At 35.5% G+C, this 22827-nt stretch carries 20 protein-coding genes; 15 read left to right on the top strand and 5 right to left on the bottom strand.

Translation table 11 applies throughout. From position 1 onward, the window contains the following. Positions 1–27: 27 nt before the first annotated feature. From BMZ76_RS01305 to BMZ76_RS15820, 10 genes are all read left to right on the top strand, one after another. Complete coding sequence (locus tag BMZ76_RS01305) at positions 28–903, top strand: DUF3347 domain-containing protein (protein WP_091202803.1); 876 nt, start codon at positions 28–30, stop codon at positions 901–903. Between the two features lie 238 nt (positions 904–1141). After that, a complete protein-coding gene (locus BMZ76_RS01300; protein ID WP_091202799.1) occupies positions 1142–1612 on the top strand; it encodes a TlpA family protein disulfide reductase in 471 nt (156 codons plus the stop codon). 6 nt (positions 1613–1618) lie between these two features. Next, positions 1619–2149, top strand: a complete 531-nt coding sequence (locus BMZ76_RS01295) for a heavy-metal-associated domain-containing protein (RefSeq protein ID WP_091202797.1) — start codon at positions 1619–1621, stop codon at positions 2147–2149. Further along, a complete protein-coding gene (locus BMZ76_RS01290; protein ID WP_091202794.1) occupies positions 2149–2958 on the top strand; it encodes a hypothetical protein in 810 nt (269 codons plus the stop codon). The genes BMZ76_RS01295 and BMZ76_RS01290 overlap by 1 nt, the downstream gene beginning before the upstream one ends. Before the next feature lie 94 nt (positions 2959–3052). Further along, positions 3053–3766 carry a DUF3347 domain-containing protein gene (locus BMZ76_RS01285; protein WP_091202791.1) on the top strand — a complete coding sequence of 238 codons (714 nt, stop codon included), beginning with the start codon at positions 3053–3055 and terminating at the stop codon, positions 3764–3766. A gap of 137 nt (positions 3767–3903) precedes the next feature. Further along, the gene (locus tag BMZ76_RS01280) at positions 3904–4188 is read left to right on the top strand and encodes a heavy metal-binding domain-containing protein (RefSeq protein WP_143071037.1); all 285 of its coding nucleotides are present in this window, start codon (positions 3904–3906) and stop codon (positions 4186–4188) included. Positions 4189–4265: 77 nt separating this feature from the next. Then, positions 4266–6803: a heavy metal translocating P-type ATPase gene (locus tag BMZ76_RS01275; protein WP_091202786.1), complete on the top strand. Its 2538-nt coding sequence runs from the start codon at positions 4266–4268 to the stop codon at positions 6801–6803. A 38-nt stretch (positions 6804–6841) separates the two neighbouring features. Beyond that, positions 6842–9487 (top strand): multicopper oxidase domain-containing protein, encoded by a 2646-nt coding sequence (locus BMZ76_RS01270; RefSeq protein WP_091202784.1) that lies wholly within the window; start codon positions 6842–6844, stop codon positions 9485–9487. A 311-nt stretch (positions 9488–9798) separates the two neighbouring features. Further along, complete coding sequence (locus tag BMZ76_RS01265; RefSeq protein ID WP_091202781.1) at positions 9799–10185, top strand: DUF302 domain-containing protein; 387 nt, start codon at positions 9799–9801, stop codon at positions 10183–10185. Positions 10186–10561: 376 nt separating this feature from the next. Next, entirely contained in the window at positions 10562–10735 is a 174-nt protein-coding gene (locus BMZ76_RS15820) for a hypothetical protein (protein ID WP_167547398.1), read from the top strand. Positions 10736–10907: 172 nt separating this feature from the next. Here the strand turns inward: BMZ76_RS15820 and BMZ76_RS01260 are convergent, their stop codons facing one another. The 3 genes from BMZ76_RS01260 to BMZ76_RS01245 all read right to left on the bottom strand — a co-directional run bounded on the left by BMZ76_RS01260 (position 10908) and on the right by BMZ76_RS01245 (position 14722). Beyond that, positions 10908–11087, bottom strand: a complete 180-nt coding sequence (locus tag BMZ76_RS01260) for a hypothetical protein (RefSeq protein ID WP_091202779.1) — start codon at positions 11085–11087, stop codon at positions 10908–10910. Between the two features lie 580 nt (positions 11088–11667). Beyond that, the gene (locus BMZ76_RS01250) at positions 11668–13119 is read right to left on the bottom strand and encodes a flavin-containing monooxygenase (protein WP_091202775.1); all 1452 of its coding nucleotides are present in this window, start codon (positions 13117–13119) and stop codon (positions 11668–11670) included. Positions 13120–13882: 763 nt separating this feature from the next. Continuing rightward, positions 13883–14722, bottom strand: coding sequence for a hypothetical protein (locus tag BMZ76_RS01245; protein ID WP_091202773.1), 840 nt, complete (start codon positions 14720–14722; stop codon positions 13883–13885). 340 nt (positions 14723–15062) lie between these two features. On the opposite strand from BMZ76_RS01245, the gene BMZ76_RS01240 reads away from it, so the two are divergent. The 4 genes from BMZ76_RS01240 to serB all read left to right on the top strand — a co-directional run bounded on the left by BMZ76_RS01240 (position 15063) and on the right by serB (position 20171). Then, on the top strand, positions 15063–16388 hold the full coding sequence (locus BMZ76_RS01240) for a trigger factor (RefSeq protein ID WP_091202769.1): 1326 nt from the start codon (positions 15063–15065) through the stop codon (positions 16386–16388). A 398-nt stretch (positions 16389–16786) separates the two neighbouring features. Next, on the top strand, positions 16787–17461 hold the full coding sequence (gene clpP / locus BMZ76_RS01235; RefSeq protein WP_091202765.1) for an ATP-dependent Clp endopeptidase proteolytic subunit ClpP: 675 nt from the start codon (positions 16787–16789) through the stop codon (positions 17459–17461). 76 nt (positions 17462–17537) lie between these two features. Next, complete coding sequence (gene clpX, locus BMZ76_RS01230; protein ID WP_091202762.1) at positions 17538–18770, top strand: ATP-dependent Clp protease ATP-binding subunit ClpX; 1233 nt, start codon at positions 17538–17540, stop codon at positions 18768–18770. A 162-nt stretch (positions 18771–18932) separates the two neighbouring features. Further along, positions 18933–20171 (top strand): phosphoserine phosphatase SerB, encoded by a 1239-nt coding sequence (gene serB / locus BMZ76_RS01225; protein ID WP_091202759.1) that lies wholly within the window; start codon positions 18933–18935, stop codon positions 20169–20171. A gap of 51 nt (positions 20172–20222) precedes the next feature. Here the strand turns inward: serB and BMZ76_RS15815 are convergent, their stop codons facing one another. Further along, positions 20223–20372 (bottom strand): hypothetical protein, encoded by a 150-nt coding sequence (locus tag BMZ76_RS15815; protein ID WP_167547397.1) that lies wholly within the window; start codon positions 20370–20372, stop codon positions 20223–20225. A 12-nt stretch (positions 20373–20384) separates the two neighbouring features. Beyond that, on the bottom strand, positions 20385–21908 hold the full coding sequence (locus tag BMZ76_RS01220; RefSeq protein ID WP_091202757.1) for a GH3 auxin-responsive promoter family protein: 1524 nt from the start codon (positions 21906–21908) through the stop codon (positions 20385–20387). Between the two features lie 95 nt (positions 21909–22003). Here BMZ76_RS01220 and BMZ76_RS01215 point away from each other — a divergent pair, with 95 nt between their 5' ends. Further along, the gene (locus BMZ76_RS01215; RefSeq protein ID WP_091202754.1) at positions 22004–22798 is read left to right on the top strand and encodes a DUF2797 domain-containing protein; all 795 of its coding nucleotides are present in this window, start codon (positions 22004–22006) and stop codon (positions 22796–22798) included. Positions 22799–22827 lie beyond the last annotated feature (29 nt).

The raw sequence follows: 22827 nt of genomic DNA, 5'->3' as shown, positions 1-22827 counted from the left end.
CTCATTCACCTCAAAATTAATTATACAATGAACTCAATAAAAAGAATATTGATGGCAATAATCCTATTGCTTTCAGTTACAATTGCAAGCGCGCAAATTAAAAACGCGAAAACAGAAACCGTTAAAATTTACGGAAACTGCGATATGTGTAAATCGACTATAGAAACTGCCGGAAACTTAAAAAAAGTAGCGAAAGTCGAGTGGAATAAAGATTCCAAAATGGCAACCCTTACGTATAATTCCACTAAAACAAGTCAGGACGAAATCTTGAAACGCATTGCTTTAGCGGGTTACGACAGTGATAAATTTCTTGCTCCGGATTCTGTTTACGACAAATTACACGGATGTTGTCAATATGAAAGAGAAGCTAAAGTAGCTGTTTCAACAGAAATGAAAATGGAAACCACTACTACAGAAAATCATGCAAACCACGCCAGTCATTCTGATACTGCAGTTGCAAAACAACAGGTTGATACTAAATTAAAAGTTGTTTTTGATAGCTATTTTCTTTTGAAAGATGCTTTGGTAAAAACTGATGGAAAAGCTGCTGCTACTTTAGCGAAAGACGTTTCAACAGCATTAAATGCAGTAAAAATGGGCGAGCTTGCTATGGATGTTCACATGATTTGGATGAAACAAATGAAAGGTTTAATGGCTAGTGCCAAGAATATTTCAGAAACTCAAGACATCAAACGTCAAAGAGAGTTTTTCATTTCTTTTTCAAAATCAATGTACGAAGTGATAAAAGTAGCTAAATACGATACTCCGGTTTACCTTCAGTTTTGTCCAATGGCAAATGACGGTAAAGGTGCAAACTGGTTGAGCAAAGAAAACGCGGTTAAAAACCCATATTATGGTTCTCAAATGTTGACTTGCGGTAAAACGGTCGAAACAATTCAATAAATATTTAAAAAAAAGCGTTGGGTGTAATTCAAGTTTCTTTTTTTTTAACGCATAGAAACATAGTTTTTATGTATTTCTATTAAGACGTTTTACTCTATTATAGTAAAACACAGCTTTGTTGCCCAAGAATTGGGCTATCCTGCTCTTTTTTTCTATAAATCTATGTGTTTATTTTTAAATTCTTTTCGGACTTCTTAATTTTAAATAATTGCACCCAACGGGTTAAAAAGAATATAAAATGAAAAAAATAATGCTGTTATTCAGTTTACTAATCAGTATTTCAACTGCAACTGCCCAAATGAAAATTGGAGACAGTTTGCCTGATTTTGAACTCAAAAACAATAAAGAAACAACAATAAATTTGGCTTCTCTGAAAGGGAAGACGGTCTTAATTGACTTTTGGGCTTCTTGGTGCGCGCCTTGCAGGCTGGCCAATAAAAAGCTGGCTCCTTTGTATAATCAATATAAAAATGACAACTTCGAAATCGTTGCCATATCACTGGATACAGATAAAACGAAGTGGATGAATGCCACTCAAAAAGATAAATTAGCGTACGAGCAATTAATTGATGCTAAAGGTTTTGATGCAAAGTCAGCACTACTTTTTGGAGTAGAAGAATTACCCAATTCGTACTTATTTGATGTATCAGGAAAATTAGTTGCCATCAATCCTACGGAGGAACAAATAATAATGCAAATAAAAAAATAAAGCAAAATGAAAAATATAAATTTAAAATTCATTGGTCTCGCTTGTTTACTTTTAATAACAAGTGTAAACTCCTATTCTCAAATCTCAAAAGCAGAAATAATTGCTACAGGTTTAACGTGTTCTATGTGCTCTAATGCTATAAATAAACAACTGAAAGCAACCGTTGGTGTGGATAGCGTGAGTACTGATTTGAATACGAATACTTTCACGGTTTATTTTAAAAAAGAAAGTAAAATAATGCCAAGAGTATTGAAAGAAGGAGTTGAAAAAGCAGGCTTCTTTATTGGTTCTTTAGTAATTACAATGCCTGCAGAAAGCTTGAAAACGGAAGGAGATAAAACTATTTCATTTAATGGATCCACTTTTGTTTTGTTGAATGAAGAACATAAAAACAGGACCGGAGAAACAAAAGTAAAGATTTTTGACAAAGGGTACGTAACGCAAAAAGAGCATAAAAAACTGCTTAAAACGTTTTCAAAAACTGCATCATATCCATTAGATAATGAAGATGATTACCATATCAAAACTGTAATTTAATGAGAAAATTTTTAATCGTATTTACGTTTTTTCTTGTTCAGATAATTTCGGCTCAGGAGCTTTTTGTGGTTACTGATCCGGCAAGTAATGTTCCTGCGGGTTCACTAGGAATTCGTTTGGGACAATCCATTTTCAAGGAACAAATGGAATCAGGATATAGTTATCACTTTATGCCCGAAGTTACTTGGGGTGTAAATAAAAATTTGATGGTTAGAACATCAATGTTTGTGAGCAGTAGAAGCAATAAATTGGTGACAGAGGGCGCTAGTTTTTACACTAAATATCGGTTCCTTTCTACGGATGACTTGCAGAGTCATTTTAGGATGGCAGCATTTGCAAGATGTAGCTTTAACAATGCCGATATCCATCAGGAACAAATAGAAATTATGGGGCATAATAGTGGTTTTGAAACGGGAATTGTGGCTACGCAGCTTATAAAAAAGGTAGCTATTAGTGCTTCTATTAGTTTTGAAAAAGCATTTGATAATAAGCCGGATTATAAATTTCCTGTTGAACAAAATGATAACGCTACTAATTATACACTGTCGTTAGGGAAACTGATGTATCCAAAAAAATATACCAGTTTTAAACAAACGAATATTAATACAATGCTGGAGTTTGTTGGGCAAACCTTAAACGAAAATGGAAAATCATATTTGGATATTGTGCCTTCCATTCAATTTATTATAAACAGCCAAGCGCGAATTGATGTTGCTTACAGACACGAATTATATAGTTCTATGTTACGTTCTGCGCCAAATGGATTTTATTTAAATTTAGAATATAATTTTTTTAATGTTTCAAAATGATAGAGATGATGATCATTTTCGTTTAAATTTTAAAAAAAAATCGTCAATAAATAGTGCAATTCACCACAAAAATCAACAATTAATAATTTACTAAATGAAAAATATAATTTTAGCAATAATGATATTGGCCCTTGTGTCAGTTTCTTGTAACCAAAAAAACAAAGAAACGGCGGCTGATTCAACAGTTGCGACCAAAGCAACTGCTTCATTGTACTCGTGTCCAATGCATTCTGAAATTACTGGCGAAAAAGGTGCAGAATGTCCCGAATGTGGTATGGAATTAACCGATAAAGTGGAGGAAAAAATAACATTGGAAAAAAATGATCCCAATAAGACTGTTGTTAAAACGGAAAACACAGTCGCTGCAACTTCGTTTACTATTAATGAAATAGTAAGCAGTTATTTAACGCTAAAAAATGCATTGGTAAAAGATGATTCGAATGGCGCCGCCAAAGCTGGAAACGCTTTGTATGCCACTTTTGAAAAAGTAGATTCTAATACCATTTTGAATTTGAAGCTGAAAAATAAGTATAATGAAATTGCTGTAAATGCAAAGAAACAGGTGAAATATATTGGTGAAAACGCCGGTAAAATAGCGCGTCAAAGAGAATATTTTGCCTTGTTGAGCAAAGAAGTACATGATTTGATAAAAACTTTTGGAACTGATCAAAAATTATATCAGGATTATTGTCCAATGTACAATGAAGGAAAAGATGGGTATTGGATAAGCGAAACCAAAGACGTTAAAAACCCATATTACGGTTCTGAGATGCTAAGTTGTGGCAGAATGGTTCAAGCGTTTCTCTAATTATTACATGTGAATTATGTAACATAGATTAATAAAAATACAACTTTCTAACCAATGTTTTTTGTACATTTTAGGGGTGGAAATTAATCTGCAATTAATAAATAGATACGATGAAAAAAATATTTTTTTTAGCCCTAATGACGACTATTGTAATGGTTTCCTGTAACCAAAAGAACAAAGAAAATTCAAATACTGATTCTCGTATGATGGATGATAGCACTGGTATCATGAATTCTGACACGGTGATGCACAGTGATTCAACCATTATGGGCAATAACACAAAAATGATGAAAAATAATGTAGCAATGTATGCTTGTCCGATGCATCCCGAAGTTCAAGGCAAACTGAATGATAAATGCCCCAAATGTGGTATGAAGTTAACAGAGCCAGTAACTGAAACCGGCACAAACAACAGCAAATAAATAAGGATTTCATCTTATGTAAATCTAAACAACCTTACAACTTAAAAAACGGTAAGGTTGTTTCAATTCAAACTCAAATGAAACACACCTACCATATAATGGGAATGACATGTAATGGCTGTCGTTCATCAGTTGAAAAGACATTAAATAGCATTGCGGGCGTTGAAGCAACTGTTTCTCTAGATCCGCCAATTGCTACCTTAATAATGAAAGAGCATATCCCATTAGTTCAGTTACAAGAAACGCTTTCCAAAGCTGGCAAATATTCCATTTCTATGGAATCCCCAATCGATACTGTTTTAGAACTATCAAATAAACCTCCAATAAAAGCATGTTGCGGTTCGAATAAACCACCAGAAGAGTCAAAAGTTACTTCACCGAATAATGTACCGGGAACATATTATTGCCCGATGCATTGTGAGGGTGAAAAGGTGTATAATAAACCGGGAGATTGTCCGGTTTGTGGAATGGATTTAGTTAAAGAAGCAGAATTGGCAAGTAGTAAAACAATGTATACTTGTCCCATGCATCCCGAAGTTGTCAAAGAAGGTCCGGGTTCTTGTCCCATATGTGGAATGGATTTAGTGCCAATGGAACCCACCGATTCTGAAGAAAATAAGGTGTATAATGATTTGGTGCGCAAAATGAAAATAGCGGTAGTTTGTACTGTTCCCATTTTCATAATTGCCATGTCAGATATGATTTCGAATAATCCAATAATGAAAATTATGGATTTAGAAAAGTGGAATTGGGTACAACTAATTTTGTCGCTTCCAGTCGTTTTTTATGCGTGTTGGATGTTTTTTGAGCGTGCATGGAAATCCATTGTTACTTGGAATCTCAATATGTTTACGTTGATTGGAATTGGTTCTGGAGTCGCTTTCTTATTTAGTTTATTTGGATTATTTTTCCCGGCTATGTTCCCCGACGAATTCAAAACGCATAATGGAGCGGTGCATCTTTATTTTGAAGCAACGACAGTCATATTGACATTGGTTTTATTAGGGCAATTGTTAGAAGCCAGAGCGCACAGTCGAACCAGTGGTGCGATAAAAGAATTGTTAAAATTAGCACCAACCGAAGCCACTTTGGTTAGCAATGGAGCTGATAAAGTAATTTCAATTCATGATATCAAAAAAGGAGATTTGTTGCGTGTAAAACCGGGAGATAAAATTCCAGTGGATGGAAAAATTACCGATGGAGAAAGTACTATTGATGAATCGATGATTTCAGGAGAACCTATTCCCGTTGATAAAAAAATAGAGGATTTCGTTATAGCGGGAACCATAAACGGAAATAAATCCTTTGTCATGATTGCCGAGAAAGTTGGTTCGGAAACCTTGCTTTCGCAAATCGTAAAGATGGTAAATGATGCGAGTCGTTCCAGAGCACCAATCCAAAAATTAGCGGATAAAATTGCTAAATATTTTGTGCCAATTGTAGTTGGGGTTTCCATAATAACCTTTTTTGTTTGGTCGCAATTTGGTCCTGAACCTGCAATGGTTTTTGGATTTATTAACGCTATTGCGATATTGATAATTGCGTGTCCTTGCGCTTTGGGCTTGGCTACGCCTATGTCAGTGATGGTTGGTGTTGGAAAAGGGGCTCAATCGGGAGTTTTGATTAAAAACGCCGAAGCACTGGAAAACATGAACAAAGTAAATGTCTTAATTACCGACAAAACAGGAACAATTACCGAAGGGAAACCTTCTGTTGAAAAAGTATTTTCCCTGCAAAATGACGAAAATGAGCTATTGCAAAGCATCGCATCTTTAAATCAGTACAGCGAACATCCTTTGGCGCAAGCCGTAGTCAATTTTGCGAAAGCGAAAGAAGTCACTTTAATAGAAGTAAAGGATTTTGAAGCAATTTCAGGCAAAGGCGTGATTGGAACAGTAACTAATAATAAAGTGGCGCTGGGAAATAAAAAATTGATGGAACAAGTGAATGCCACGGTTTCTGCAGAATTGGAAAATCAAATTATTGCTGAGCAAAAACTAGGGAAAACCGTTTCTTATATTTCTGTTAACGGAATTGCAGTGGGATTTGTATCAATTACAGATGCGATAAAAGCAACAAGTGTTACAGCCATTAAAGAATTAATTCGTCAGGGTGTGGAAGTAATTATGCTAACAGGCGACAATGAAAACACGGCAAAGGCTGTGGCTGCGGAACTGAATTTAAGTTCTTACAAAGCGGGTTGTTTGCCGGAAGACAAGCTGAAAGAAATAAAACGATTGCAATCGGAAGGAAAAATTGTAGCTATGGCAGGTGACGGAATCAACGATGCTCCGGCTTTGGCGCAAGCTGATGTCGGAATTGCCATGGGAACAGGAACTGATGTGGCGATAGAAAGTGCGAAAATAACTTTGGTGAAAGGGGATTTACAAGGCATAGTAAAAGCCAAAAATTTAAGTCACGCGGTAATGCGAAATATAAAACAAAACCTATTTTTTGCTTTTTTCTACAATGTACTGGGAATTCCAATTGCGGCGGGTGTTTTGTATCCGTTTTTTGGAGTGCTGCTTTCGCCAATGATTGCGGCTTTGGCCATGAGTTTTAGCTCGGTTTCAGTAATTGCAAATGCATTAAGATTGCGTGGTTTAAAACTTTAAATGAAAATATTTCAAAGTTTATTTATAAATTAAAAAATATGAAAAATACGATCTTATTAGTTTTATTCCTGATGCTTATTCCTCTTTTTGCAATAGCAGAAAATAAAAGTGGAAATGCCATTTCCCGAAAAGCATCCATTCTTCAGGCACAACCTGTAACGTACACTTGTGTAATGCACCCGGAAATTCATGCCAGTAAACCTGGAAAATGCCCAAAGTGTGGCATGGATTTAATCAAGGAAAAAGCCAAATCAGTAAAAAAAGCAGGCGCCAAAAAACAGGCACCAAAAGCAATTGGTAAAAATCGAATGCCGTTGCGAACCAGCGGTAATCAATCTAATGCAACACGTGAGGATGTGCCTCAAAATCATACAAATGTTCCCGCAGATAACAATAAACTCAAAGAAGAACCGGTTAAAAGAACAGCGAAAAACGCTCCTTCAAGAACCGTGCGTTATGATTTATATGTTCGAGACACCATTGTCACTTTTGGTGATAATCCCAAAAGAGCGATTGCCGTAAACGGACAGATTCCGATGCCAACACTTACTTTTACTGAAGGAGATATTGCCGAAATCTATGTGCATAATGAGTTGGATGAAGAGACTTCGTTGCACTGGCACGGATTGTTTTTGCCCAATAAAGAAGATGGTGTGCCCAATTTGACCCAAATGCCAATTAAACCACATACGGTACACAAATATACATTCCCTATAATTCAACATGGAACGCATTGGTATCACAGCCACACGGGTTTGCAGGAACAAATTGGTATGTATGGTTCTTTTATCATGAATAAAAGAAATGAAGACCCAACTTTTAGAACAGGAATTGATGATTTACCAACGGTGCCAATCATTTTGAGTGAATGGACGGATTTGAATCCAAAAAATGTCCATCGGATGCTGCACAACGCAACCGATTGGTTTGCGATTCAAAAAGGAACAACACAAAGTTATGCAGAAGCCATTAAAGCGGGACATTTTAAGACCAAAGTTGCCAACGAATGGAAACGAATGAATGCGATGGATGTAAGCGATGTATATTACAATAAGTTTTTGATTAACGGCAAAAATGAAAGTCAACTTTCGCAGTTCAAAGCGGGCGATAAAGTGAGGTTGCGAATTGCCAATGGTGGCGCTTCTACCTATTTTTGGCTGAATTATGCAGGTGGAAAAATCACAGTTGTTGCCAGTGATGGAAATGATGTGGAGCCAGTTGAAGTGGATCGTCTGATTGTTGCGGTATCTGAAACCTATGATGTTGTCGTTACGATACCTGCCGAAAAGACTGCTTTTGAATTTTTAGTCACTTCTGAAGATCGCACAAAATCCGCTTCTTTATATTTAGGGGATGGTGTGAAACAACTGATGTCGCCTTTGCCAAAATTAAAATATTTTGAAGGGATGAAAATGATGAACGGCATGATGAAAATGAATGGCGATTTAGATGATATGGGAATGAAAATGTCACTGAACCAAATGGATATGAATGTAGTAATGTATCCTGAAATCACGGGGCCGATAGATTCTAAAGAAGGAACGCAAAAAGACGTTGAAATGGATCATTCGTCTCATGATATGGGAAAAATGAAAATGGAGGAAACCTCTCCAAAGATGGATAATATGAAAATGACGGAGGAGGATTATAATAGTAATGCATTATCTGATATTACTACCTTAAATTATGCGATGCTGAAATCACCTACTAAAACAACCTTGCCAAAAGACGCGCCCGTAAAAGAATTGCGGTTTGAATTATCAGGAAACATGAATCGGTACGTGTGGAGTCTGGACAATAAAGTGGTTTCGGAAGCCGATAAAATACTAATTAAAAAAGGAGAGAATGTTCGAGTTGTACTCTTTAATGGCTCCATGATGCGCCACCCGATGCATTTACACGGACATGATTTTAGGGTCCTGAATGGTCAGGAAGAGTTTGCTCCCATGAAAAACATCATTGACATTATGCCCATGGAAACCGATACGATTGAGTTTAATGCGAATGCGAAAGGCGATTGGTTTTTTCATTGTCACATTCTCTATCACATGATGGCGGGAATGGGTCGGGTTTTTAGTTATGAAAATCAAGAGCCCAATCCTTTGATTCCAAATCCAAAATTAGCGCAACGCAAATTATTCGCTGATGACAGAGCTTTTCATGTGATGGCCGAAAATGATTTTGCCACCAACGGAAATGATGGAATGCTGATGATTCAAAACACGCGTTGGAGTATTGGTACCGAATGGCGTTTGGGTTATACCGATGAACACGGTTATGAAACTGAAACACACATTGGACGATACATCGGGAAAATGCAATGGTTAATGCCGTTCATCGGTTTTGACTGGCGGTATCGAAAAATGGAAATGGGGGCAATGGAAGAAAATCTTTTTGGTCAATCTAATACCAAAGACAATCGGGCTGTTTTCAGTGCCGGAGTCGAATATATATTGCCAATGCTCATCAAAGCACAAGCTGAAGTCTATACCGATGGAAATTTCAGGTTGCAATTTGAACGTATGGATATACCGGTTTCCAAAAGATTGCGCATGAATTTAATGTGGAATACCGATAGAGAATACATGGCGGGTTTGCGTTATATTGTCAAGAGAAATTTTGGAATTACAACTCATTATGATAGCGATATGGGATTAGGTTTTGGATTGAATCTCAATTATTAAAAGATAGAAGAAGCGATTTATCGCGGGAGAAATATTTTGCACATTTTGGGTACATTGCAGATTTTGTGTCTTTTGTTGTTTAAAATTTTGTTTAATATTTAAAATATCAATTATGTTGAATAACGATAATGGAGAAATGCACTTGGGATCTTACATGTTTATGGGGATACATATTTTTTGGTGGTTTTCAATAATCGTTTTAGGACTGGCATTATTGGTGGCAGCTCACAGATACAGGAAAAGAAAGTGATATTGAATTAGAACTCAATAATTAATTGAAATAGATTTTAACTTATAAAAATAAAACAATCATGGAATATTATTTTAGTAAAACAATTACAGACAGTTTCGAAAATGCGATTCAAAAAGTTACAGAAGCACTCAAAAAAGAAGGATTCGGAATATTGACAGAAATTGATTTGAAAGCGACTTTAAAGAAAAAATTGGATGTAGACTTTTATAATTATACCATACTGGGCGCTTGTAACCCGTTATTTGCTTACAAAGCTTTGTTGACAGAAGATAAAATAGGTACAATGTTGCCTTGTAATGTAATTGTTCAAGAGAAAGTGGCTGGCCAGATAGAAGTATCTGCGGTTGATCCTGCAGCTTCCATGCTGGCAGTTGAAAATAAGGGACTTGTTGAAATCGCAACAGAAATTAGAGATCGATTAAAGAAAGTACTAGAACAATTGTAGTTTTGAATTTCAAATTTTAATTGCTAATTGTTTCTTAGCTTTAAATACTTACAGGTGTTAATACTAATCAAAATATTATTCCATTTTTACTAAAAAATTGAAGTTGATTTTTTAGATTACTGCACGTTGTTCTTTAGATTTGTAAAATAGAATCAACAATAAAATGGTTTAAAGTCTGGAGAGCTAATGGTGTTTGTATTTTATAATATAATTTTAAAAAAAAACACAAGGCTAGTGACGTTTGTGTAACATATTTGCTAAAAATATGTGAATGTTGTAATGATAGTCTTTAATTGTGTTACATTTAGTCAGATTTATAATGATATTTTTACTTTACCGAAACATATTAAGTTCGGAACAACTTTAAATTATACATATGAATAACCCTTCAGCACCAAAGAAAATTACCTGGATTATAGGTTTGATTTTCGGTATACTTGGAATCATCGGACATTTTGCAAAAGTGCAGGTTTTAACAGAACATAGTTTCACACTATTGCTTATTGGTTTCGTTGTTTTGGCATTAGGAACGACTGTACGAGGAGTTTAAACAGTTAGGGATTATCCCTCAAAATTGCGTTTGCAAAACCGATTTCATAGTTCTTAGGGTTTGCTAATACTCAACACTTTGCGGAGCTTGGTGTTTTATAAGATGAAAAAAGCTAGGTTTTACTCCTAGCTTTTTTGATTTACTGTCGCGCAGTATATTTGCAAGAATCAAATCAATCTTTTTTATGTTGTTCCGTGTGATTTTGATTTCCGTTAATCGTATGGTCTCCCACGTTCATTCCGTTTGACATTCCGATCATAAATGCGGTAATGATTAGAATGATTTTTCTTTTTACCCAAAGAACAGGGCGTTTAGATTGCTCTAAACGTGGTTTGTTGTTGTGTTTATACATTTTGTAAATGATAAATGATTAGACATTTGGTATCATCTTTATGCATGGAATTGCATAAATGCGTAGAAAGAATTATCTAGGCTGTGTATAAACTTTTATAGGAGTTTCGGGAAGTAATCATCTCATTTATAAAAATGTATTCAGATGTAAATGAACTTACTTTTTGATAAAGTAACGTCTGTAATTTAAGCAGAACCGTAATTTGAAGACTATAACTATCTTGAAATTGGAGATAAACAAAGTGAAATAGGAATGATGTTTTTTCAGACGGATTTGCCTGATTGAACACATATAATTTTGAACCCTTATAGTTTAATTCTCTTCTAAGAATTACGTTCGAGAATTGATAGTAATCTGCTGAATTTGATTGAGAGTCTAAAGTACCATCATTTGCAATCAGGCCAAAAGCCAGAAAGAGTGAAATGAGATATTTTAAATATTTTTTCAATCTATTTAATTTGAAAATTATTAATATGTTATATGACGTTCCTATGTTTTGTTAGGATCTTGGAGCTAAAATACCATTTATTTTCGGATTTTTAATACCCAATTCTTTACTATCCGGACTCTTGAACCTTCTTTACTTGAAAAACGTAAGTCGTTTGTCTTTAACGGCATCCAAGCGAAGCATTTTATAATCCAGCACATAATTTTGGTAAATACGCCAAGGTGCTTTGTTTCCCTGACTAGGAAGCGTATTCGCTGCTCTGTTAATGTAGCCGGAATTCAGGTTGAGTAGTGGAACCGGTTTTAAATTTGTCTCGACTACTTTTGCCTGCACCGCTTTATAATGGTGTTTGTCCAAATAATTTAAAACCCGAGATATATATTCGCTGGTAAGGTCACTTTTCAACGTCCACGAAGCATTGGTATAGCCAACAAAAATAAAGAAGTTGGGCAGTTCGCTTAACATGAGGCCTTTATAGACAAAAGATTTAGAAACATCAAAAGGTTGCGAATCTAGTTGAATTTTTACGCCTCCAAACGCCACTAAATCAAGTCCAGTTGCGGTGATTATAATGTCGGCGGCCAGTGCCTTCCCCGATTTTAGTAAAATTCCATTTGCTATAAAACAATCGATATGGTCAGTAACTACCGATGCGTTCCCTTTTCTGATGGCTCTAAAAAAATCTCCGTTTGGCGCAATGCAAAAACGTTGTTCCCATGGATTGTAGTTAGGTATAAAATGAGGGTCCACGGGAAAGTTACCCAAAGCTTTTTTAGCCCCTTTTATGATGAATTTTTTCATTGCCTCCGGAAAGAACTTGCACAGATTAAAAAAGACAATAGCGTAGAAAATATTTTTATAACGAATCAGTCTATAGGCTACTTTTTTTGGAAACAGGCTTTTGAGGCGAGCAGCAATTTTGTCTTTATTTGGTAAAGCAGCAATATAGGTTGGCGATCGTTGCAGCATGACAACTTGTGCACCTTCGGCGGCAAGCTCCGGAACGATGGTAACAGCAGTGGCGCCGCTGCCAATTATAACCACTTTTTTATTGGCAACATCTAATTTTTCAGGCCATTTTTGCGGATGGACTATTTTACCTTCAAAACGGGATTGATCCTTAAATTCAGGAGTGTATCCTTTGTTATAATTATAATAGCCGCTACAGCTAAAGATAAACTGGCACATGTAAACTGATTCTTCTTGCGTGACGATATTTACGGTAGTGACCGTCCATGATTTTTTTTCTGTGTCAAAGTTATAAGAAAGAGCGCGTTGATTGTAGATAATATGCTCGCGCACTTTATATTCGTCTGCGGCTTCATTCAGGTATTTTAAAATAGAAGGTCCGTCAGCGAAAGACTTTTGATCTTCCCATGTTTTAAAGGAATAGCCAAAAGTATACATATCCGAATCGGAACGGATTCCAGGGTATTGAAACAAACTCCAGGTACCTCCAAGTTCAGCTCTTGCCTCTAAAATAATATAGTTTTTGTCTGGATTTTTGCGTGACAAATGACACGCGGCGCCTATACCGGATAAACCTGCTCCTATTATAATAATATCTGTATGATTAGTATTCATGTTTTTATTTTAGAATTAAATGCTGTTGCAAAATACAAAATTGTAGCAATAAAAAAACACCATTACATTTTCTTAAGTAACGGTGTTTGTAATTGATATGAAAACCTTTTAAAGTGAAAAAGAAGGGAGGGTTTTATTAGGATTAAACGACAAATTTATTTTTCAATAAACACGCTGTAGCGTTGAGGTCATTCTTTTGTCCAACTAATAATTTGGCTTTTAAAATTTCCCCACCTATCATATATGTCGTCACTAAGGATAGCGCGGTTTTGCAAACCGTGCCCACCAACGAGGTCAGATAAAACAAGTCAGAAAAGCTATATTTTTAAAACGGCATAGCTTTTTTACGTTATCACGTCAGATTTTTTTAATAGTTTTGTTAGATTTACTTCTTCTGTTCCCTGCCGATTAAGTGTTTTAATTACCAATTGGAATGGGCACGGTTTGCAAAACCGCGCTATCCGTTAACGAGAAAATTTAGTGTATTTCTGAGCCATCTTATTTCCGTTGATGAATTTCATACTTACATATATAAAAAATCAACTAGTTGCGCAATTAATTTGAGAGATTTTTAATACAAAAAATGCAAGCACTCAAAAAGAAGCTTATTAGACAGTTTGACGTTCCCGTGCTTTGCAATGTGGCGGATTAAGGAAGCCGAAACTTTCGGTTAATGACTGATTTTCCAGGTACAAAACCATCTTTAAATTAAGCCTAAACCCGCCATATAGGAAAATCACGTGTTGGCAGATCATTGTTTTATTTAGAATTTTGTTTTCAAAGTGGTTATTGAACTATTAATTGCATCTTGGATTGAATTTTTTAGATTCTCAAAATCTTCACCTTTTTTCCAATTACCATTTACTTTAGCGACTGTTTGAAAATTTTCTTGTTGCAATAGAGAATTATCGGATAAATCAACGACTTCTGTTCCAATATTCACATATCCTTGTTTGTCCAATTCTATCATTCCGTAGTAACTTACTAATATTCCGTATTTCACTTTTACAAACATTATTTCATCTACACTATTTGTAATTTTTAGATTTCTAAAATCTTTTTTACTGTACTTTTTGTCTGCATTTGGCTTTTCAAATTTATTTAGACTTTGAATGTCTATTTTTTCGCTAATAAATTGGAATTGTTTATTTTTTGCATTTAAAATATTTGTAATTTCTGATTTCAATGTTTCATTCAAATTAAATTTTGGTTCAACTTTTTTCAAAGGCTCTGTAAATCTATTTCCCGGAGTTAAAGCCATATCTAGTAATCCTTGTCCACCCGCTTTTGCCATTCCAATGCTATCAACTTGCAAAATTACTCCAACTTTTTTATTGTTATAAAATTGTCGATTTAGAGGTAATGTTGTTACACAACTCGTAACTGTTAATAAAAATAAGATGCCAAAAGTTAATTTAAGTAGTTTCATTTTTGTTTTTAATTTATTGTTTATAATTAATTTAAGTTCAATATTTATGTTTCGTTTACACGCTTTTTTCGGATACAATGTCTGCCAACTTATATACACCCGCCACAAAGTATCGTTTAGGTCCCCAATTTTGGTTGGCTTTGCGTTACTTTGTTTCGTTTTAACTAATTTCAAATATATAAATAATTTTTTACAAAATATCAAGACAACTTTATATTGTTGAATACCATAGCTCCGCGTGAAGGATGGCAGTGAAAATCCTTTTATGAAGCGCAGCGCAATAAAAGATTACTTCACAATATTTTTAATTTTTAGCGGAGTTCATTGAACTTTGTTTGCAACGCACAGCCTGACCCGCAGTTTTTACGGAGGGACACGCCCAAATTATTTTTCTTTTCTCACCTCTTATTTTTTCAAATAACTGCCTAAAATTCAAAATGGTAAAATACTTGTTTGGGTTGCAAAAATTTTATAATTTTGCAACCCAATTTTATTATGTAAATTAAAGAAGAAGATGGATATCAAAAGAGTAGCAATAGACGCTGTGAATGAAACAATTGTAATGACTGTTGTTCACATGGATTACAAAGGACAAGTAGCAAAAAGAATAAACGAAAAAATGCCTTTGGCAACTGTTAAAGGATTTAGAAAAGGAGCGGTGCCTAAAGATCTTGTTGAAAAACAATATGGTAAAGCGATCAAACAAGAAGAAATTCAAAAAGTGGTTGATTTGGCTTTAGAGCGTTTTGTACAATCAGAAAGATTAAATCTTCTTGGAACGCCACTTCCTAAAGCAGACGAGCATTTTTCTTGGGATGCTGAAGAACTGGTTTTCGAATATGAAATTGGTTTGGTACCTAACTTTGAATTGGATTTAGAAGCTAAAAATGACATTGTAAAATATGTAGTTTCAGCGGATGATAAAATGATTGAAGGTCAGGTAGAACGTATTCAAAAACAATTTGGAACTGCTATTCCTCAAGAGGTTGTTGCTGCAGATTCAGATGTAACGGGAACATTCACTGACGAAGAAAAAGGAATTAATAACGCGACCACTATTGCTGCTGATCTTTTCAAAGACAAAGCGACTTTTGATTTATTCATCGGTAAAAAAGTAGGAGATGTTGTGACCGTAAATACAAAAGATTTATTTGAAGACGTGCATCAATTGATGGATGTGTTAAAAGTAAGTCATGATGAAGTTCACGAATTGGCGGTTGATGTAAACTTCACAATCGAAGCGATTAATACAGCAGAATTGGCGGAATTGAACCAAGAATTGTTCGACAAATTGTTTGGAGCCGGAACGGTTTCTTCACTAGAAGAATTGAAAGCAAAAATCAAAGAAGATGCTGAGACTCAATTTGCACAACAAGCAGACCAAAAATTATTAGGGGATGTAACGGAATTTTTAATCGAAAGTACCAAATTCGATTTGCCAGCTGAATTCTTGAAAAAATGGTTGCAAACTGTAGGAGAGAAAAAATTGTCTCCTGAGGAAGCTGAAGTGGAATATGTACGTTCTGAAAAAGGACTGCGTTTTCAATTAATCGAAGGTAGAGCAATGGCTCAATCTGATATCAAAATCACTTTTGAAGATTTGAAAACGTTCACTACAAAAAATATCCGTCAACAAATGGCGCAATTCGGACAAACAAATCCTACTGACGAAGAAGTTCAAGGAATTGTAGCTAGAGTTTTGTCAAACCAAGACGAAGTGAAAAGACTTTCGGACCAAGTTGTTGCTGAGAAGCTATTGGACTTATTCAAAGAAAAAGCAAACCCTACCACTAAAGAAGTAACCTACGACGAATTTATTGCTGCGTCTTACGGAGAATAAATAGGAGTTTGTACTGTCATAAAGTCGAAAGTAAAAAGCCCTAAGAGCGCAAGTGATTATTAAAATTTTATGATTTTATTACAAATACGAAACAATAAAAAATAGTTATATTTGAGCGTCAGAAAAAATATTTTTTGGCGCTCTTTTGTTTCAATTAGTTGCGGGAGCCAATCCAGCTGTACGTTACAAGTTTTTTCTTCCGTTTCAGTTTTTTAAATTCCTGCAAGAGCTTCTTTCAGTCGCTTTGCAAGAATAAAAAAACTAAAAAACGGAATTCAAAAAGCTTTTTACTCCCATCTGGGCTAAAAACAAGACATATTGACATCATTTGGAAATAGGTATGACCTTTGCATTAAGTCGAACCACAAGATACTACGTAAAACTTAGAACAAAAAAATATGAACTACGGTAAAGAATTTAAAAAATTTGCTACAAAAGACCACGGCGTAAACTCGATGTATTACGATAAAATCGTAGGTGCAATGACTCCTAAAAACATGACTCCATATATCATCGAAGAACGTCAGTTGAATATTTCACAATTAGACGTTTTCTCCAGACTGATGATGGACAGAATTATATTCCTTGGAACAGGAATCGATGACCAAATTGCAAACATCGTTCAAGCACAGTTATTGTTCCTTGAAAGTGCTGATGCTTCTAAGGATATTCAGATTTATTTGAATTCTCCAGGAGGAAGCGTTTACGCAGGATTAGGAATTTATGACACAATGCAATACATCAAACCAGATGTAGCAACGATTTGTACCGGAATGGCAGCTTCTATGGGAGCAGTGCTTTTATGTGCAGGTGCGGCAGGAAAACGTTCGGCATTGCCACATTCAAGAGTAATGATTCACCAACCATCAGGTGGAGCGCAAGGAGTAGCAACGGATATGGAAATCAACTTACGTGAAATGTTGAAACTGAAAGATGAGTTATACAAAATTATCTCTCAGCACTCAGGACAAACTTTCGATAAGGTTCATACAGATAGCGAACGTGATTATTGGATGATTGCCGAAGAAGCAAAAGCATACGGAATGATTGATGAAGTTTTAATAAGAGGATAAATTTAGTATTCAGTTTGCAGTCGCAGTTTACAGTATTGTAACTGCGACTGCAAACTGCGACTGAAAACTAATAAAAATGGCAAAAGTAGTATTAGAATGTTCGTTTTGTGGAAGAAAGAAGCCAGAAACCCAATTATTGATTGCTGGGATCAATGCACATATCTGTGATAAATGTATTGAACAAGCGCACGGAATTGTTCTTGAAGAAATAAAATCCAGCGGAAGTTCAAAACTGGTTGGAGATTTGATATTGAAGAAACCAAAAGAAATCAGAGCCTTCTTAGATCAATATGTGATTGGACAGGATCAAACTAAAAAAGTAATGTCGGTTGCGGTTTACAATCACTACAAACGTTTGATGCAACAGCAATTAGACGATGAGGTTGAGATTGAAAAGAGTAACATCATCATGGTGGGACAAACAGGAACAGGAAAAACATTGGTGGCTAAAACCATTGCAAAAATGTTGGATGTGCCTTTAGCGATTGTTGATGCGACAGTTCTTACTGAGGCAGGTTATGTGGGGGAAGATGTCGAAAGTATTTTGACACGTCTTTTACAAGCTGCTGATTATGATGTAGCCAAAGCCGAACGCGGCATTGTATTCATTGACGAAATAGATAAAATTGCACGTAAAAGTGACAATCCTTCTATTACGCGTGACGTTTCTGGGGAAGGTGTGCAACAAGCATTATTGAAATTATTAGAAGGAACGGTTGTGAATGTGCCACCAAAGGGAGGACGCAAGCACCCAGACCAAAAATTTGTTGAGGTAAATACACAAAACATTTTGTTTATCGCCGGTGGTGCTTTTGATGGAATCGAAAGAATTATTTCGAAACGATTGAACCGTCAAGCGGTAGGTTATTCTACCTCAAAAAATGTAGACAATATTGACAAAGACAATTTGTTGCAGTACATCATCCCGAAGGATATTAAAGATTTTGGATTGATTCCTGAGATTATTGGTCGTTTGCCAGTATTGACACACATGGATCCTTTAGACAGAGAAACCTTGCGTGCGATTTTGACACAACCTAAAAATGCGTTAATCAAACAATACGAGAAATTGTTTTTAATGGATGATGTTGAATTCACGATTACCAATGAAGCCCTTGATTTTATTGTTGATAAAGCATTAGAATACAAGTTAGGCGCTCGTGGATTGCGTTCTTTATGCGAAGCTATCTTAACCGATGCGATGTATGAATTGCCGAGTTCTGATGATAAAACATTAGAAATTGACGTAAATTATGCAAAAGAAACGTTGAATAAAAATTTATTGAAACGTTTAGAGATTGCATCATAAAAATTGCGTTTTTCTTAAAAATACAAACCTGTTTATTAATTTGAACAGGTTTTTTTATGTGGAATTTACACTATTTGTTATTGTTTGAAAAAAGGAAGATTATTTTTTTTTATCAACGTCAGATTGTCGATTTTTGTACATTCTAAATTAAATGATTATAGCATGCAAGTAGAAGAGATTGAGGTTATTTTATTAAAAGTTTCTGGTCAGGACAAACTTGGTGTAACTGCTGGTTTGACATCCATCTTGGCAAATTATGATGCCATTATTTTAGATATTGGACAGGCTGATATTCATGACACGTTATCTTTAGGTATTTTATTTGAAATAAAAGCGGGTTCATCTTCTGCGCCTGTTTTGAAAGATTTATTGTTTAAAGCATATGAATTGGGTGTTAAAGTTAAATTTATTCCTATCTCGATTGCAGATTACGAAATTTGGGTAAAAGGACAACGCAAGCAACGCTATACCATCAATGTTTTGGGTGAAACATTAACAGCGGTACAATTGGCAGCGGTAACTCGGATTCTATCCAACCAAAATTTAAATATTGACGCAATTACAAGATTAACGGGTCGGGTTTCTATTGTTGATAAAGAAGAATTTCCCCGCTCTTGTATACAATTATCAGTTTCAGGTACAATTGTAAATAAAACGTTTATGACCGCTAGTTTTATGGAAATTTCCAGAACTTTAGATGTGGATATTTCTTTTCAAGAAGATAATATGTATCGCAGAAACAGACGTTTGGTGTGTTTTGATATGGATTCGACCTTGATTCAAACGGAAGTGATTGATGAATTGGCTGAGTTAGCGGGTGTCGGTGAGCAAGTAAAAGCCATCACAGAAGCAGCAATGAATGGCGAAATCGATTTTAGTGAAAGCTTCAAGCAGCGTATGGCTTTGTTAGAAGGTTTGAGCGAGGATGTGCTGCAAACAGTTGCTGAAAATCTACCCATAACCAAAGGAGCGCATCGCCTAATGAAGGCCTTGAAATATTACGGTTATAAAACCGCGATTTTGTCCGGAGGCTTTACCTTTTTTGGAAAATACCTTCAAAAAGAATTAGGTATTGATTATGTTCATGCCAATGAATTGGAAATTAAAGACGGTAAACTGACGGGCAACTATCTCGGCGAAATTGTCGATGGTAAAAAGAAAGCAGAATACCTTCAAGCCATAGCTGATAAAGAAGGAATACACATCAACCAAACTATTGCAGTGGGTGATGGTGCCAATGATTTGCCTATGTTGAATTTGGCAGGCTTAGGAATTGCTTTTCATGCCAAACCTACGGTAAAAGAAAAAGCAGAAAGTTCTATTTCCAGCTTAGGTCTCGACGGTGTTTTATACTTGTTAGGCTACCACGACAGGCATATTGATATGATGGAGGAGGAGTAAATAATGAATAATAATGAGACTGTCCAAAAAGTGATTTTTGGACAGCCTTTTTTATGCTTTAGAAATAAGCGCTTTTTGAGGTTTTTCTAAAGTTTGTTGTTCGGGAGATTTACAAATTCCTCTGGCACCACAACTCATTCTGTGCGGTCCGCAGGAACTCAAAAAAATTAATGTGATCAAAATGTAGATGGTGTTTTTCATCTTTTTCGTCTTTTATGCGGTTTGAAACTGCATGCTTTTCAGTTGTTCCAAATAATCTCTTTGGTTAGAAAGTCTTGGAATTTTATGTTGTCCACCCAATTTGTCCTTGCATTTTAACCAATCGTAAAACAAATTTTTTCGCGCCACATTGATTATTAGCGGATTTAATGTCATGTTGTTGTAGCGTTTCGCTTCGTAATCTGAATTTAAAGATTGGATGGATTCATCCAATGCTTTCTGAAATTGAGATACATCCGCGGGATTATCTTTGAATTCAATCATCCATTCATGGGCTCCTTTTTCTTTGCCTTCCATAAAGATAGGCGCAACAGTGTAATCGACTACTTCTGTTTGGGTCAGTTTACACGCTTTGGCAATGGCCTGATCGGTATTTTCGACCATCAATTCTTCACCAAAAACATTGATGTGATGCTTGGTTCGTCCTGTAACCCTAATTCGATATGGATTCAATGACGTAAAACGAACAGTATCGCCAATCAAATAACGCCACAAACCAGAATTAGTGGTAATTACTAAAGCATAATTTTTGCAAAGTTCCACATCTGCCAGTCGAATAACTTTTTGATTTGGTGTCCCAAAAGTATCCATTGGAATAAATTCATAGAAAATTCCGTAATCCAACATCAACAGTAAATCGCTGGAATTATTTAGATCCTGAATGGCAAAAAAGCCTTCAGAAGCATTGTATATTTCGTAATATTGAAACTCTTTTTTCGGGAGTATTTTTTTGTATTGTTCTCGGTATGGTTCAAAATTTACGCCGCCGTGAAAGTATACTTCTAAATTAGGCCAAAGTTCAAATAAATTTCCTTTGCCGGTTTCTTCCAGCATTTTATTCATTAAAACCAACATCCAAGAAGGAACTCCGGCAAAACTTGTTACATTTTCGTTTTTCGTTTCATTTATAATCGCAGCAATTTTGGTTTCCCATTCGCTCATCAGGGATATCTTGTTGCTTGGCGTACTGCTGAACTCCGCCCAAATGGGCATGTTTTCAATTAATATTGCGGATAAATCTCCAAAAAACGTATTGTTGTCCTCATAAATTTGGGAACTTCCACCAAGACGCAGACTTTTTCCAAGAAACAGTTCTGAATCTTCGTTGTTGTTTAAATACATGCACAACAAATCCTTACTGCCTTTATAATGACAATCTTCCAAGGCTTCATTGCTTACCGGAATAAATTTACTTTTGGCATTGGTTGTTCCGCTTGATTTTGCAAACCACTTTATAGGTGTTTCCCAAAAAACATTTTGTTCTCCTTTACGGGTTCTTTCAATCAGTGGCTGTAATTCTTCGTAAGTAGAAATAGGAATTCTTTCGGCAAAAGTCGCGTAGGAATGTATAGAAGCATACTCATATTCTTTGCCTGTAACAGTATTTTTGGATGACCGAATTAAATTCATAAGCAATTCTTCCTGAACTTCATTTGGATATTTTAGGAAGAGTTCGATTTGATGGACTCTTTGTTTTAATACCCAAGAGGCAAACGAATTGATTATGGTTAGAGGCATTTTTAAATTATGAATTATGAATTACGAATTATAACTTTACCAAAAATAACAAATTTTGTTTAACTTGAAGTGTTAAACTTGAAACTTTAAATAGAATGACTTACGAAGGTGTACTTACAAAAATGCAAACCGAATTTGGAAACCCAATTCAATATTACTTGGTTTTTGAGAATAGTTTTTTGAATGTGAATCAGTTGTTGAATAAAGAACTGGAAATCAATTTTGTGGGGTACCAATGTTTGAATTGTGGCAAGAAGAAAAAGATATTTCGTCAGGGATTTTGTTATGATTGCTTCTATTCTAGTCCAGCTGTAGGTAATTGGATTATGAAACCAGAGTTGAGTACGGCTCATCTTGGGATTCAGGATCGTGATTTGGCTTATGAAGAAAAAGTACAATTGCAACCGCATATCGTCTATTTAGCTTTGTCGAGCGAAGTCAAAGTAGGAGTGACCAGAACAACACAAATGCCAACGCGCTGGATTGATCAGGGTGCAACCCAAGCGATTTCGATTGTGGAAGTTCCCAATCGATACTTAGCAGGAATTACGGAAGTGGCGCTGAAAAATCATTATGCCGATAAAACCAATTGGAGAAAAATGCTGACGAATAATGTCGAACAAATTGACTTAATCGCGGAACGATTGAAGGTCGAGAATCTTATTCCGACCCAAGTTCAGGAATATTTCTATTCGCAAAAGAATGATTTATATGAAATGCATTATCCTGTGTTGCAGTATCCAATTAAAGTAAACAGTTTGAGCTTGGATAAAACACCTCAGTTTCAAGGAAAACTTACCGGAGTAAAAGGGCAATATTTGCTTTTTGAAGATGGAACAGTCTTTAATATCCGTGGTTCAGAAGGGTATATGGTTACAATTGCGGTTTAAGTAATACAATTTTGGGCGTACCCTTTTTT

Source organism: Flavobacterium xueshanense (assembly GCF_900112975.1).
GTDB classification, from domain to species: Bacteria; Bacteroidota; Bacteroidia; order Flavobacteriales; family Flavobacteriaceae; genus Flavobacterium; species Flavobacterium xueshanense.
The sequence above is the reverse complement of the archived record's forward strand: the minus strand, read 5'-3'. Positions and strand labels throughout refer to the sequence as shown.

What these genes read in the sequence shown, in the direction of transcription:
- BMZ76_RS01305 (WP_091202803.1), top strand. Translation starts at nt 28, where the DNA reads ATGAACTCAATAAAAAGAATATTGATGGCAATAATCCTATTGCTTTCA.
- BMZ76_RS01300 (WP_091202799.1), top strand. Translation starts at nt 1,142, where the DNA reads ATGAAAAAAATAATGCTGTTATTCAGTTTACTAATCAGTATTTCAACT.
- BMZ76_RS01295 (WP_091202797.1), top strand. Translation starts at nt 1,619, where the DNA reads ATGAAAAATATAAATTTAAAATTCATTGGTCTCGCTTGTTTACTTTTA.
- BMZ76_RS01290 (WP_091202794.1), top strand. Translation starts at nt 2,149, where the DNA reads ATGAGAAAATTTTTAATCGTATTTACGTTTTTTCTTGTTCAGATAATT.
- BMZ76_RS01285 (WP_091202791.1), top strand. Translation starts at nt 3,053, where the DNA reads ATGAAAAATATAATTTTAGCAATAATGATATTGGCCCTTGTGTCAGTT.
- BMZ76_RS01280 (WP_143071037.1), top strand. Translation starts at nt 3,904, where the DNA reads ATGACGACTATTGTAATGGTTTCCTGTAACCAAAAGAACAAAGAAAAT.
- BMZ76_RS01275 (WP_091202786.1), top strand. Translation starts at nt 4,266, where the DNA reads ATGAAACACACCTACCATATAATGGGAATGACATGTAATGGCTGTCGT.
- BMZ76_RS01270 (WP_091202784.1), top strand. Translation starts at nt 6,842, where the DNA reads ATGAAAAATACGATCTTATTAGTTTTATTCCTGATGCTTATTCCTCTT.
- BMZ76_RS01265 (WP_091202781.1), top strand. Translation starts at nt 9,799, where the DNA reads ATGGAATATTATTTTAGTAAAACAATTACAGACAGTTTCGAAAATGCG.
- BMZ76_RS15820 (WP_167547398.1), top strand. Translation starts at nt 10,562, where the DNA reads ATGAATAACCCTTCAGCACCAAAGAAAATTACCTGGATTATAGGTTTG.
- BMZ76_RS01260 (WP_091202779.1), bottom strand. Translation starts at nt 11,087, where the DNA reads ATGTATAAACACAACAACAAACCACGTTTAGAGCAATCTAAACGCCCT.
- BMZ76_RS01250 (WP_091202775.1), bottom strand. Translation starts at nt 13,119, where the DNA reads ATGAATACTAATCATACAGATATTATTATAATAGGAGCAGGTTTATCC.
- BMZ76_RS01240 (WP_091202769.1), top strand. Translation starts at nt 15,063, where the DNA reads ATGGATATCAAAAGAGTAGCAATAGACGCTGTGAATGAAACAATTGTA.
- clpP (WP_091202765.1), top strand. Translation starts at nt 16,787, where the DNA reads ATGAACTACGGTAAAGAATTTAAAAAATTTGCTACAAAAGACCACGGC.
- clpX (WP_091202762.1), top strand. Translation starts at nt 17,538, where the DNA reads ATGGCAAAAGTAGTATTAGAATGTTCGTTTTGTGGAAGAAAGAAGCCA.
- serB (WP_091202759.1), top strand. Translation starts at nt 18,933, where the DNA reads ATGCAAGTAGAAGAGATTGAGGTTATTTTATTAAAAGTTTCTGGTCAG.
- BMZ76_RS15815 (WP_167547397.1), bottom strand. Translation starts at nt 20,372, where the DNA reads ATGAAAAACACCATCTACATTTTGATCACATTAATTTTTTTGAGTTCC.
- BMZ76_RS01220 (WP_091202757.1), bottom strand. Translation starts at nt 21,908, where the DNA reads ATGCCTCTAACCATAATCAATTCGTTTGCCTCTTGGGTATTAAAACAA.
- BMZ76_RS01215 (WP_091202754.1), top strand. Translation starts at nt 22,004, where the DNA reads ATGACTTACGAAGGTGTACTTACAAAAATGCAAACCGAATTTGGAAAC.